The 13,280-nt window shown below is 55.4% G+C and carries 13 protein-coding genes; all 13 read right to left on the bottom strand.

The genetic code is table 11. The features are described 5' to 3' along the window. Nucleotide 1 precedes the first annotated feature (1 nt). Nucleotides 2-778: an acyl-ACP--UDP-N-acetylglucosamine O-acyltransferase gene (lpxA, locus tag AUC60_RS25065; RefSeq protein WP_087273920.1), complete on the bottom strand. Its 777-nt coding sequence runs from the start codon at nucleotides 776-778 to the stop codon at nucleotides 2-4. Beyond that, entirely contained in the window at nucleotides 775-1,215 is a 441-nt protein-coding gene (gene fabZ / locus AUC60_RS25060; RefSeq protein ID WP_087273918.1) for a 3-hydroxyacyl-ACP dehydratase FabZ, read from the bottom strand. Before fabZ ends, lpxA begins: the two co-directional genes overlap by 4 nt. Nucleotides 1,216-1,326: 111 nt before the next feature. Beyond that, nucleotides 1,327-2,382 (bottom strand): UDP-3-O-(3-hydroxymyristoyl)glucosamine N-acyltransferase, encoded by a 1,056-nt coding sequence (gene lpxD, locus AUC60_RS25055; RefSeq protein ID WP_087273917.1) that lies wholly within the window; start codon nucleotides 2,380-2,382, stop codon nucleotides 1,327-1,329. Nucleotides 2,383-2,385: 3 nt separating this feature from the next. Then, complete coding sequence (locus tag AUC60_RS25050) at nucleotides 2,386-2,889, bottom strand: OmpH/Skp family outer membrane protein (protein WP_027898803.1); 504 nt, start codon at nucleotides 2,887-2,889, stop codon at nucleotides 2,386-2,388. A 45-nt stretch (nucleotides 2,890-2,934) separates the two neighbouring features. Then, nucleotides 2,935-5,307 (bottom strand): outer membrane protein assembly factor BamA, encoded by a 2,373-nt coding sequence (bamA, locus tag AUC60_RS25045; RefSeq protein WP_087273915.1) that lies wholly within the window; start codon nucleotides 5,305-5,307, stop codon nucleotides 2,935-2,937. A gap of 79 nt (nucleotides 5,308-5,386) precedes the next feature. Next, nucleotides 5,387-6,739: a sigma E protease regulator RseP gene (gene rseP, locus AUC60_RS25040; protein WP_087273913.1), complete on the bottom strand. Its 1,353-nt coding sequence runs from the start codon at nucleotides 6,737-6,739 to the stop codon at nucleotides 5,387-5,389. Between the two features lie 61 nt (nucleotides 6,740-6,800). Next, the gene (gene ispC, locus AUC60_RS25035) at nucleotides 6,801-7,991 is read right to left on the bottom strand and encodes a 1-deoxy-D-xylulose-5-phosphate reductoisomerase (protein ID WP_087273912.1); all 1,191 of its coding nucleotides are present in this window, start codon (nucleotides 7,989-7,991) and stop codon (nucleotides 6,801-6,803) included. Beyond that, on the bottom strand, nucleotides 7,988-8,806 hold the full coding sequence (locus tag AUC60_RS25030; protein ID WP_087273910.1) for a phosphatidate cytidylyltransferase: 819 nt from the start codon (nucleotides 8,804-8,806) through the stop codon (nucleotides 7,988-7,990). The genes ispC and AUC60_RS25030 overlap by 4 nt, the downstream gene beginning before the upstream one ends. After that, the gene (gene uppS / locus AUC60_RS25025) at nucleotides 8,806-9,561 is read right to left on the bottom strand and encodes a polyprenyl diphosphate synthase (protein WP_087273908.1); all 756 of its coding nucleotides are present in this window, start codon (nucleotides 9,559-9,561) and stop codon (nucleotides 8,806-8,808) included. Before uppS ends, AUC60_RS25030 begins: the two co-directional genes overlap by 1 nt. 16 nt (nucleotides 9,562-9,577) lie before the next feature. Then, nucleotides 9,578-10,135 carry a ribosome recycling factor gene (gene frr, locus AUC60_RS25020; RefSeq protein ID WP_087273906.1) on the bottom strand — a complete coding sequence of 186 codons (558 nt, stop codon included), beginning with the start codon at nucleotides 10,133-10,135 and terminating at the stop codon, nucleotides 9,578-9,580. Further along, the gene (gene pyrH / locus AUC60_RS25015; protein WP_032630773.1) at nucleotides 10,132-10,875 is read right to left on the bottom strand and encodes a UMP kinase; all 744 of its coding nucleotides are present in this window, start codon (nucleotides 10,873-10,875) and stop codon (nucleotides 10,132-10,134) included. The genes frr and pyrH overlap by 4 nt, the downstream gene beginning before the upstream one ends. A 208-nt stretch (nucleotides 10,876-11,083) precedes the next feature. Next, nucleotides 11,084-11,953 (bottom strand): translation elongation factor Ts, encoded by an 870-nt coding sequence (tsf, locus tag AUC60_RS25010; protein WP_087273904.1) that lies wholly within the window; start codon nucleotides 11,951-11,953, stop codon nucleotides 11,084-11,086. Nucleotides 11,954-12,143: 190 nt separating this feature from the next. Continuing rightward, the gene (gene rpsB / locus AUC60_RS25005) at nucleotides 12,144-12,884 is read right to left on the bottom strand and encodes a 30S ribosomal protein S2 (RefSeq protein WP_087273903.1); all 741 of its coding nucleotides are present in this window, start codon (nucleotides 12,882-12,884) and stop codon (nucleotides 12,144-12,146) included. Nucleotides 12,885-13,280: the final 396 nt, after the last annotated feature.

Here is a 13,280-nt window from a genome sequence, read left to right as displayed (position 1 = left end):
ACTAGCGGGTGATGCCGCGGGTCGAGGTCTGGATAGACTCAAGAAACACAGCGACCTCCGGGAACTGGGCAGCAGGCTCAGCCAACTCGGCAATGGCCTGGTCAACCGTCAGCCCTTGGCGATAAACCACCTTGTAGGCACGGCGCAACGCGTGAATGGCTTCTTCGCTGAAGCCACGACGGCGCATGCCCTCGAAGTTCATGCTCCGGGCTTCGGCCGGGTTGCCGAACACGGTAACAAACGCAGGAACATCCTTACCAATCGCGGTACCCATGCCGGAAAAGCTATGAGCGCCGATGTGACAGTACTGATGGACCAAAGTGAAACCGGAAAGGATCGCCCAATCTGCGACGTGCACATGACCCGCCAACGCAGTGTTGTTGACCAGAATGCAGTTATTGCCGATGACGCTGTCATGACCGATGTGTGCATAGGCCATGATCAGGTTGTGGTCACCAATCGTGGTTTCGGCGCGGTCCTGAACGGTGCCGCGATGTATCGTCACGCCTTCACGAATTACATTGTGATCGCCAATGACCAGACGCGTCGCTTCACCTTTGTACTTGAGATCAGGCGTGTCCTCGCCCACCGATGAAAACTGGTAGATACGATTGTGCTTACCGATCCGGGTCGGGCCACGCAAAATCACGTGAGGACCAACCACTGTACCCTCGCCAATTTCCACACCGGCTCCGATGATCGACCACGGGCCGACCTCCACATTGTCAGCCAGAACGGCTGTCGGATCGATGATTGCGCGAGGGTCAATTAAACTCATAGTTTACGTTCCGCACAGATGATTTCCGCGGAGCAAACCGGCTTGCCGTCGACCGAGGCGCTGCACTCAAACTTCCAGATCTGACGCTTGCAGCTCAAGAACTTCGCTTCAAGAATCAGTTGGTCGCCCGGCAGCACTGGCTGGCGGAAACGCAGTTTGTCCGAGCCTACGAAATAATACAGCGTGCCATCAGCAGGCTTTGCGCCCAGCATCTTGAAACCAAGGATACCAGCAGCCTGAGCCATCGCTTCAATGATCAGCACGCCCGGCATGATTGGATGCGCTGGAAAGTGACCGTTGAAAAACGGCTCATTGATGCTGACGTTTTTATAAGCGCGAATGCTTTTGTTCTCGACGTCGAGTTCCACTACGCGGTCTACCAGCAGGAACGGGTAGCGGTGCGGCAGGTATTCGCGAATTTCGTTGATGTCCATCATTTCGAGGGGAAGCCTGTAGTCAAGATTAGGAGTGCGCGGCAGTTGCGCTGCACTCCTCTGCAAATCAAGGAAGCAATTTATCGGCAGTGCACGCTTGATATGAAAAAAGTATCAGCCATCTGATGAAGCATTAACGCCTGAGGTCACTCCCTCAACAATCTTTTCCAGCTTTTGCAGTCGACGTGCCATCTCGTCGAGCTTGCGAATACGTGCCGCGCTCTTGCGCCACTCGCCTGCTGGCTGCATCGCCGTTCCTGAAGAATAGGAACCTGGCTCAGTGATGGAGTGGGTCACCATCGTCATGCCGGTGATAAACACACCGTCACAGATATCGATATGCCCAACCAGTCCTACGCCACCGGCCAGCATGCAATGCTTACCGATTTTGGTACTTCCGGAAATGCCGACACATGCTGCCATGGCCGTGTGATCACCAACCTGTACGTTGTGAGCGATCTGGATCTGGTTATCCAGCTTCACACCGTTACCGATTCGTGTATCAGCCAATGCACCGCGGTCGATGGCTGTGTTTACGCCAATTTCCACGTCATCGCCGATCAATACGCCGCCTATCTGCGCGATTTTCTGCCAGACCCCCTTCTCATTGGCAAAGCCGAAGCCCTCACCACCAAGAACAGCACCCGACTGAATGACCACACGCTTGCCGATGCGCACATCGTGATAGAGCGTGACCCGCGGAGCCAGCCAGCCACCTTCGCCGATTTCGCACCGGGCACCGATGAAGCACTGGGCACCGACGGTAACGCCCGCAGCGATTTTCGCCCCGCTCTCGACAACGGCAAAAGCGCCGATGCTGGCAGCAGGATCAATCTGTGCATCGTCAGCAACGACGGCTGTCGGATGAATTCCGGCAACGGCCTTGGGCTTGGGATCGAACAGATGGGAAATGCGCGCGTAGGCCAGATAGGGATCCGGTACCAGCAACGCGTTGCCAGTATACGAATCCGCATCAGTAGGCTTCAAAAGCACCGCAGAGGCTTGGGTATCAACGAGGAATTTACGGTATTGCGGATTTGCCAGGAAGCTGACCTGACCTGGACCGGCCTCTTGCAAAGTGGCCAGCCCGGTAATTTCTTTATCCTCGGCGCCACGTAGCGTGGCGCCCAGGAACTCGGCCAACTGACCGAGCTTGATAGTAGCGGTCATAGGTTACTTCAGCTGGTTCATGCGCTCGATGACCTGGCGAGTAACGTCATACTGTGGCTTGACGTCAATCACTGCACCGCGCTCGAAGACCAGGTCAAATGCACCCTTCTTGATCACTTCTTCCACTGCCTGATCCAGCTTAGGCTTGAGTTGCTTGAGCATTTCACGGTCAGCAACAGCTTTGGCTTCGTTCAGTTCCTTGGACTGGAACTGGAAGTCACGTGCTTTTTGCTTGAACTCAAGTTCAAGACGTTCGCGTTCAGGCTGGGCCATTTTGTCGCCACCACTAACCAGACGGTCCTGGATACCTTTGGCGCTGCTTTCCAGAGTTTTCAGTTTGGTCAGTTGCGGACCGAACTTCTTCTCGGCATCAACGGCATATTTCTTGGCCGCATCAGATTCAAGCAAGGCCATTTGATAGTTCAAAACGGCAATTTTCATGTCGGCAAAAGCCGGGCCTGCTGCGAGAACGGTTGCCAGCAGTACCAATTGGGTCAACTTACGCACGATGCACTCCTACAAAATTCGCTGTCGTTATCCAAAGTCAGACGCTTAGAAAGTCTGACCAAGGGAAAATTGGAAAACCTGGGTTTCGGTATCGTCATCCGGTTTCTTGATCGGCATCGCCAGGGCGAAGCTCAGAGGACCGAGAGCGGTAATCCAGGTAACACCTACACCAACGGAACTGGCCATGCCGGAAAAGTCGATGTCGTTACATTCAACTTTCTCGCCATTGCGTGTCCGGTTGGAATCGCAGTTGGTGTCAAACACGTTACCCACGTCCCAGAACAGGGAGGTACGCAGGGAACGCTGGTCCTTAATGAATGGCAGAGGGAACATCACCTCTACGCCACCTTGAACGAGAACGTTGCCGCCGAACGGAAGCGGATCCTGATCCGGGTCAACTCGCGTGCCTGGACGAGTACCACTGCTAGGCGTACTGCGCGGACCAAGAGTGCTGTCCTTGAAACCACGAACCGAGTTGAAGCCACCGGCGTAGTAGTTCTCGTAGAACGGCAGACCGGAGGTCGAACCGTAGCCGTCGCCATAACCCAGTTCTGTGTGCAGACGCAGGGTGTAGTTGTCGGTGATCGGGTGGAAGTACTGGGCGCGGTAGTCGAGCTTGTAGAACGACAGGTCGCTACCCGGCAGCGTGGTTTCCAGCGTCAGGCTCTGTGAGTGACCGCGAGTTGCCAGTACACCTTTGTTCAGAGTCGACTCGGACCAGCCGATCGAACCCTTGAAGTTCAGGTACTTGTCGCCTTCCTTGTCGACAAAGTCAAAGATTTCGTCGACGGTATAGGTACCGGTCTTGATTTCGTCCTGCTGCACGGTCAGGCCGTAAGTCAGGCGCGAGGTTTCGTTGATCGGGTAACCCATGCTGATGCCAGCACCGAGACTGTCTACTGCGTAGCTCGCAACATCGACGTCCAGATCGTCATAGTCGGTGGTGCGATAGAACGCGTTGTAGCCCAGGCTCACGCCATCAGCAGTCCAGTACGGATCGACATAGCTGAAGTTGTAACGGCTCTGGTATTCGCTACGAGTCAAACCGATGCTGACCCTGTTACCTGTACCGAGGAAGTTGTTCTGGCTGATCGAACCACCAAGGATCAGACCGGCGCTCTGGGCGAAACCGACGCTGGCGGTAATCGAACCGGATGCCTGCTCTTCTACGGCATAGTTAACGTCGACCTGATCGTCAGTACCCGGTACTGGCGGTGTCTCGACGTTCACTTCCTTAAAGAAGCCCAGACGATCCAGACGAGTCTTGGACTGGTCGATCAGATAGGTCGAAGCCCAGCCGCCTTCCATTTGACGCATTTCACGGCGCAGTACTTCGTCGGCAGACTTGGTGTTGCCGCGGAAGTTGATCCGGTTCACATAAGCACGCTTGCCTGGATCAACCACGAAGGTGATGTCGACAGTGTGATCTTCGTCATTTGGAGTCGGAACGCCGTTCACGTTGGCGAAGGTATAGCCTTCGTTACCCAGACGACGGGTGATCAGCTCGGAGGTAGTGGTCATCACTTTACGCGAGAACACCTGACCTGGCTTGACCAGCAACAGGGACTTGACCTGATCTTCCGGCACCTTGAGGTCGCCGCTCAACTTGACCGACTTGACGCTGTACTTCTGGCCTTCGTTGACGTTGACCGTGATGTAAACGTTTTTCTTGTCAGGCGTGATCGATACCTGAGTCGAGGCGATATCCATATTGATATAGCCGCGATCAAGATAGTAGGAACGCAGACGTTCGAGGTCGCCGGAAAGTTTTTCCCGGGCGTACTTGTCGTCGTTCTTGAAGAAAGAAAGCCAGTTGGTGGTCTTCAATTCGAAAAGGTCGATCAGGTCTTCATCAGGGAAAACGCTGTTACCCACCACATTGATGTGCTGGATCGAGGCGACCGTGCCTTCGTTGATGTTGATCTTCAGGCCAACCCGGTTGCGTGGCTGGGCGACGACTTCCGTCGCGACTTCAGCCGAGTAACGACCCTGAGCAACATACTGGCGCTGCAGTTCGTTACGCACACCTTCAAGTGTTGCCCGCTGGAAGATTTCGCCTTCAGCCAGACCCGACTGTTTCAGACCTTTCATCAGGTCTTCAGTGGAGATGGCCTTGTTACCTTCGATTTCGATACTGGCGACAGATGGACGCTCGACGACGGTGATGACCAGCACATTACCATCACGACCCAACTGGATATCCTGGAAGAATCCGGTTTTAAACAGTGCGCGAGTGGCATCCACCAGACGACCATCATCCGCTTGCTCGCCCACGTTCAGCGGCAACGCACCAAATACACTGCCCGCGGATACCCGCTGCAGGCCATTGACACGGATATCGGAGATAGTGAAGGACTCGGCGTGAACTTCGGCAATCATCAGTACGGCAAGAACCGCAGTTAGCAGCAGACGTTTCATGAAGTCCTTTCTTATTCCAACTGGCAATAAACAAACTGCCGCAAAATGCGGCAGATTCGCAACTCAGCAAAGCTAAGCTTTACAGTCGACCCAGATCGTTGACCAGCGCGAGCAACATAACGCCCACCACCAGACTGATACCAATCTGAACCCCCCAACCTTGAACCCTTTCCGAAAGGGGGCGACCACGTGCCCACTCGATCAGATAGAACAACAAATGCCCCCCGTCCAGCACTGGAATAGGCAGTAAATTCAGGACTCCCAGGCTTATGCTCAGATAAGCGAGGAAATTCAGGAAATCACCTATGCCCGACTGGGCCGAAGCGCCCGCCACTTTAGCAATGGTTATCGGTCCACTCAAGTTTTTTACCGAGAGCTCACCGAACAACATTTTCCTGAGCGAATCGAGGGTCAGTACGCTCATGGTCCATGTGCGGCTGGCGCCCTCGGCCACAGCGGCCAACGGACCATAACTGACTTCGCGCAGCATCTCGGGAGGCCAGTCGATACCTTTGACGCCGGCCCCCAGATAACCACTTGCAGCCTTGCCTTCGCCACGCGCCGCAAGAGTCAGCGGCACATCGAGTCGTGCACCATCGCGCTCTACGCCGAGAGAAATTTTTGCATCGGGACGCTCACGCACCCAGTCAACCACTTGCTGCCATTCGTCTACAGGACGCCCATCCAGAGCCACCAGCTTGTCGCCGGTTTTCAACCCTGCTGCCTGCGCAGGACCTTTAGGGTCCAGCTCGGCCAGCACCGGCGGCAATGCCGGACGCCACGGACGAATGCCCAACGACTTGATCGGATCTGGCTCTTCAGCGCCCTTCAGCCAGTTATCCAGCGCCAGACTGTGAGCAGTATCAACCGTTGCGCCAGGCTCGCGGACCTTCAGTGCGACGTTGCCACTTTCACCCAGGCGACGAACCAACTGCAGATTGACCGCTGACCAGCCCGATGTTGCCTCACCATCGACGGAGACAATTTCCTGCCCGGCACTCAATCCGGCTACTTGCGCAATACTGCCGGGCTCAACCGCGCCAATGACCGGACGCACCTGCTGGCTACCCAGCATGGCCAGGATCCAGAAGAAAAAGATAGCCAGCAGGAAGTTCGCAATAGGACCGGCGCTGACAATGGCAATACGCTGATAGACAGTCTTACGATTGAAAGACTGATCGGCCAGCTCGGGAGGGACGTTACCCTCGCGCTCATCGAGCATTTTTACGTAGCCGCCCAGAGGGATGGCAGCAATCACATACTCGGTACCCTGGCGGTCATGCCAGCGAAAAAGCGGCGTACCAAAGCCAACCGAAAAACGTAAAACCTTGACGCCACAACGCCGCGCCACCCAGAAGTGGCCGTATTCGTGAAAGGTAACCAGCACGCCCAGCGCTACCAGGGTGCCAACAATCATATAGAGCGCGCTCATCAACTTTCTCCAGGTACCGGCTTGGACCAAGCCTTGCGCCAGTACCTTCTAGCGTCTGCGATTATCGCCCGTTGCGGCTGAGCCATTGCTCTGCCAGAACGCGCGCTTTTGAATCCACGTCGAATACAGTTTCCAGATCAGCGACCGGAACAACGGGTTCAAGATTCAAAACATCGTCGATCATACTCGCGATTTCCGGATAGCGGATGCGCCGATCAAGAAATGCAGCCACAGCTACTTCATTTGCCGCATTCAACATGGCTGGCGCACTGTTGCCAGCCTCGGCAGCTTGCCGCGCCAGACGCAGACACGGGAAGCGCTGCTCGTCAGGGGCCTGGAAGTCCAGGCGCGCGATACTGAACAGGTCCAGCGGCGCAACGCCCGAATCGATACGTTGCGGCCAGGCCAGCGCATGAGCGATCGGCGTACGCATATCCGGATTGCCCAACTGAGCGAGTACCGACCCGTCTACGTAGTCGACCATAGAGTGAATAACGCTCTGCGGATGAATAACCACTTCAACCTGTTCAGGTCTGGCATCAAAGAGCCAACACGCCTCAATAAGCTCAAGCCCCTTGTTCATCATGCTGGCTGAGTCGACCGAAATCTTGCGCCCCATCGACCAGTTGGGATGGGCACAGGCTTGTTCAGGAGACACATTGTGCAACTCGCTTAGCGGCGTCTCGCGGAACGGACCACCGGACGCGGTCAACAAAATGCGCCGTACACCAACCGGCCCCAGGCCTCGGGCGTAATCAAGCGGCAAGCACTGGAAAATCGCATTGTGCTCACTATCAATAGGCAGAAGAGCAGAACCACTTTGACGAACGGCTTGCATGAACAAGGTGCCGGACATGACCAGCGCTTCCTTATTCGCCAGCAAGATTTTCTTGCCTGCCTCGACAGCCGCCAACGTAGGCCGCAGGCCGGCAGCACCGACAATCGCCGCCAGCACGGTATCGACCTGAGGGTGAGCGGCAACCTCACAAAGACCGCCCTCCCCCACCAGCACTCGAGTATCGAGACCAGCGGCAGCCAGATCATCCTGCAACTTGCGCGCAGACTCCTGAGTCGGCATCACAGCGAAGCGAGGGGTGTGCCTGATACACAACGCCAGCAACTCGCTCTGGCGAGTAAAGCCAGTCAGAGCAAAAACCTGATAGAGATCAGGATGACGAGCAATGACGTCAAGAGTACTCAGGCCAACCGAGCCGGTAGCGCCTAAAACGGTAACCAGTTGAGGACGACTCACAGCACGCCCCAATCAGCAGCAGCCCAAAGCAAAACGGCAAAAACCGGAATAGCGGCAGTCAGACTATCGATGCGATCAAGGACACCGCCATGACCGGGCAACAGATTACTACTGTCCTTGATGCCGGACTGGCGCTTGAACATGCTTTCAGTCAAATCCCCTATCACGGAGATGAACACAACAATTGCGGTGCCCAACAAGCCGAACAGGAATTGTGACGCGGACCACTCACGAACAATCCCGACCACGACGGTGATCAGAAGGCAGCCCAGCAAACCACCGTACACACCCTCCCAGCTTTTGCCGGGACTGACTTTCGGGGCCAGCTTGCGCTTGCCAAAAGCCTTACCGGAGAAGTACGCACCAATATCTGCGCCCCACACCAGAACCATCACCGAGAGAATCAACCAGTTACCCAGCGGAGCCTGCTTGATCAGCACCAGCCCTTGCCAGGCTGGGAGCAAAATCAACAAACCAATGGCCAGCTTGCAGATTGCGCTGGACCAGTGTCGACTGGACTCTGGGTAAGTCAGCACCAGCCAGGTCGCTACCGCCCACCAGATAACCGCCGCAACCAGAATCCACGGTGCAAGCCCCGGCATCAGGTACAACAGGAACAACAGTGCGGCAACCATCACCGCATAAGCGACACGCGCCGACTGAGCGGGGAACCCGGCAAGACGCGCCCACTCCCAGGCTCCCAGGGTGACTACTACGCCGATGAACAGGGCGAAGCTGGCCCCGGACAGCAGGAAGAAACCGCAAAGTGCGATCGGTAGCAGAATGAGTGCCGTGATGATCCGTTGTTTCAACATTAAACCCGGGCTCCAGCTTCGATCTGCTCACTCGTTTTACCGAAGCGACGCTGACGCGAAGCGAAATCGGCCAGCGCAGCGCGCATGGCATCGTGTTTGAAGTCCGGCCAGAACAGGTCGGAGAAGTACAGCTCGGCATAGGCCAGCTGCCAAAGCAGGAAGTTACTGATGCGGTGCTCGCCACCCGTGCGAATGCACAGATCCGGCAACGGCAGGTCTCCGGTTGCCAGACAGGTCTGCAGTAACTCAGGCGTAATGTCGTCCGGACGCAAATGCCCGGCTTGAACTTCACGCGCGAGTCGCTGGGCAGCCTGCGCGATGTCCCACTGACCGCCGTAGTTGGCAGCAATCTGTAAGACGAAGCGATCATTGCCAGCGGTACGGCTTTCAGCTTCTCGCATGGCGGCCTGAAGCTCCGGATGGAAACGAGAGCGGTCGCCGATAATGCGCAGACTGATCTCGTTCTCGTTCAGGCGCTTGGTTTCACGACGCAGCGCCGTGAAAAAAAGCTCCATCAACGCTCCAACCTCCTCGGCTGGCCGCTGCCAGTTTTCACTGGAAAATGCGAACAGCGTGAGCACCTCGACCTTGGCCTCGGCGCACACTTCGATAACCGCCCGAACTGCATCGACACCCGCTTTATGCCCTGCGACACCAGGCAACAGGCGCTTTTTCGCCCAGCGGTTATTACCATCCATGATGATCGCGACATGACGCGGCACCGATGACGGCGCGGTCGATTTTGTCTTTTCCATGAAAGCGCCCCGAACCTTATACGGCCATCAGGTCTGCTTCTTTTGCCTTGGTGGCCGAATCGATGTCAGCCTCTGCCTTGTCGGTCAGTTTCTGGATATCGGCAGCAGCACGACGCTCTTCGTCTTCGCTGATTTCCTTGTCCTTGACCAGTTTCTTCAAGTCACCCAACGCATCGCGGCGAATGTTGCGCACAGCAACACGAGCATCTTCAGCGGCACTGCGCGCCTGCTTGGTGAAGCCCTTGCGGGTTTCTTCGGTCAAGGCTGGCATGGAGATCAGCAACAGCTCACCGAGGTTGGTCGGATTAAGGTTCAGACCAGCGCTCTGGATCGCCTTGTCGACAGCAGCCAGCATATTGCGCTCGAAAGCTACGACCTGCAGGGTGCGCGAGTCTTTTACCGTAACGTTGGCAACACCACTCAAAGGCGTATCAGCGCCGTAGTAAGGCACCATTACGCTGCCCAGAATGCTCGGGTGAGCCTTGCCAGTACGAATCTGACCAAATGCATGGTTCAGGGATTCGAGTGATTTCTGCATGCGCTCTTGAGCGTCTTTTTTGATTTCGTTGATCATTGTGCGCCTTCCTCGATCAGGGTTCCTTCAGCGCCGCCATGTACGATATTCAGCAGGGCGCCGGGCTTGTTCATATTAAAAACACGGAGTGGCATCTTGTGATCGCGGCACAGACAGATTGCCGTCAGATCCATTACGCCCAGCTTGCGATCCAGAACTTCATCGTAAGTCAGATGATCGAACTTCTCTGCATGCGGGTCTTTGAACGGGTCTGCGGTGTACACACCGTCGACCTTGGTTGCCTTCAGGACAACATCGGCATCAATTTCGATTGCTCGCAAGCAAGCGGCCGAGTCGGTTGTGAAGAATGGATTGCCAGTACCAGCCGCGAAAATCACGACTTCTTTGGAATTCAGGTGACGCATCGCTTTACGGCGATCGTAGTGATCCGTCACACCCACCATGGAAATGGCAGACATAACGATGGCAGAGATGTTGGCACGCTCCAGAGCATCGCGCATTGCCAAGGCGTTCATCACAGTGGCCAGCATGCCCATGTGATCACCCGTGACACGATCCATACCGGCAGCACTCAATGCTGCGCCACGGAACAGGTTGCCACCACCAATCACCAAACCGACCTGGACGCCTATGCCAACCAGTTGGCCGACTTCCAGCGCCATGCGATCCAGCACCTTTGGATCGATTCCGAACTCTTCGGAGCCCATCAAGGCCTCGCCGCTAAGCTTGAGTAGAATGCGTTTATAGCGAGCCTGATAACCACTGCCCTGCTGAGCCATTGCGAATCTCTCCTGCGGCGTTTTCTGAAAAAAAATCTGTGCGGGCACTTTAAGCCTGCGCTTACTCTAGCTTGACGCTGCGACAGCGTCAGAAGAATGCAGCCTTGTAAGCCACTTCTCCAAGGAAAACAATTAGCTTTTCCTTTTTGACAAAGAGGCTGCGCGCGTAAGCGGGCAGCCTCTTGGGTACGACAGTCGGTGAACCGTCTTACTTCTTGCTTGCAGCTACTTGCGCAGCGACTTCTTCAGCGAAGTTGTCGACTGGCTTATCGATGCCTTCGCCCACTTTGAAGTAGGTGAAGGAAACGATTTCAGCACCGGCTTTCTTGGCCAGCTCGCCGACCTTGATTTCCGGGTTCTTGACGAAAGCTTGCTCAACAAGGCTGGCCTCAGCCAGGAACTTGGTGATACGACCGGCAACCATTTTCTCAACGATTTCGGCTGGCTTGCCTTTGATCTTGTCTTCGTTCAGTTGCAGGAAGACGCCCTTCTCACGCTCGATCGCTTCGGCAGAAACTTCCGAAGGCAGCAGGAACTCAGGGTTGCTTGCAGCTACGTGCATAGCGATATCTTTGGCCAGCTCAGCGTCGCCGCCTTTCAGGACAACGACAACACCAATCTTGTTGCCGTGCAGGTAAGCGTTGACCACGTCACCTTCGATGCTCGCCAGACGACGGATGTTCACGTTCTCGCCAACTTTGGCAACCAGAGCAGTACGCTCGACTTCCTGAGCTTCGATCAGCGGAGCTGCGTCGGTCAGTTTGTCTGCGAATGCTTTTTCCAGGCTGCTGGTGACGAAGTTCTTGAAATCGTCTTGCAGGGCCAGGAAGTCAGTCTGAGAGTTGACTTCGATGATGGTAGCGCGCTTGCCATCTTCAGCAACTTTAACAGCGATAGCGCCTTCAGCAGCAACGTTGCCTGCTTTCTTGGCAGCCTTGATGGCGCCCGAAGCACGCATGTCATCAATGGCTTTTTCGATGTCGCCGCCAGCCTTGGTCAAGGCCTTTTTGCAATCCATCATGCCTTCGCCGGTACGCTCGCGCAGTTCTTTAACCAACGCTGCAGTAATCTCTGCCATTTCAAAATCCTCTTGGATAGGTCTTAAACCATTCCACCCGCATTAACGGGCGTTCAAATTCTTGAAAACGCATGGTGACAGCCGTAAATGACAACAACGTCATGACAACGCCAACACATGGTTCTCGAGGTGGCAAAAAGGGGGCCAAGCCCCCTTTTTGCGTACTGAGTAAACGCTAGGCGTTAACTACTCAGCCTTCAACTGCAGCTGCTGGAGCTTCTTCGACGAAAACGTCGGTGCCGCCAGCAACGTTGTTGCGACCACGGATTACAGCGTCAGCCATCGAACCCATGTACAGCTGGATAGCGCGGATTGCGTCATCGTTGCCTGGGATGATGTAGTCAACGCCTTCCGGGCTGCTGTTGGTATCGACTACGCCGATAACCGGGATACCCAGCTTGTTAGCTTCGGTGATCGCGATGCGCTCGTGATCAACGTCGATAACGAACAGTGCGTCTGGCAGACCGCCCATGTCCTTGATACCACCCAGGCTACGATCCAGCTTTTCCAGATCGCGAGTGCGCATCAGCGCCTCTTTCTTGGTCAGCTTGGCGAAAGTACCGTCTTCAGCCTGTACTTCAAGCTCACGCAGACGCTTGATGGACTGACGGATGGTTTTGAAGTTGGTCAGCATGCCGCCCAACCAGCGGTGATCGACGTACGGCGAACCGCAACGTGCTGCTTCTTCAGCAACGATCTTGCCAGCGGAACGCTTGGTGCCGACGAACAGAATCTTGTTTTTGCCCGAAGCCAGTTTTTCAACGAAAGTCAGAGCTTCGTTGAACATAGGCAGGGTTTTTTCAAGGTTGATAATGTGAATCTTGTTACGCGCGCCGAAAATGTATTTACCCATTTTCGGGTTCCAGTAACGGGTCTGGTGGCCGAAGTGCACACCGGCCTTCAGCATATCGCGCATGTTGACTTGGGACATGATAGTTCCTTGATAAGTCGGGTTAGGCCTCCACGTATCCCAATGACCAACCAGCGGCTTCGAGCCGAGGGCACCCAGGTCATCGTGTCGACACGTGTGTGGGTTAGTGCTTGCGGGGCTTACCCCGGAAAGCGGCGCATTTTATACCATAGAAGTCCGAATAACGGAAACCCAATTACGTGCAGGTTGCACGATGCTTTACTGCCCCACTCATTAGCCCTGTGTAAGCACGAATAATGCGGAGGCGATTTTTTGCGTACATATCCATTACCGGGGTAACGGCTGATATTGGTTGCGCCCTTACGGCGCCTCACTTTTGTTCCGGAAGCCGGCCCAGCCAAAAGTAAGCAAAAGGCTCTTGCCCCACCACTGGGTGCCTCGCTGTCGCTCGGCATA

The organism is Pseudomonas caspiana (assembly GCF_002158995.1).
In the GTDB taxonomy this organism is placed as follows: Bacteria; Pseudomonadota; Gammaproteobacteria; order Pseudomonadales; family Pseudomonadaceae; genus Aquipseudomonas; species Aquipseudomonas caspiana.
Note: the sequence above shows the minus strand (reverse complement) of the source record. Positions and strands in the feature narration are given on the sequence as shown.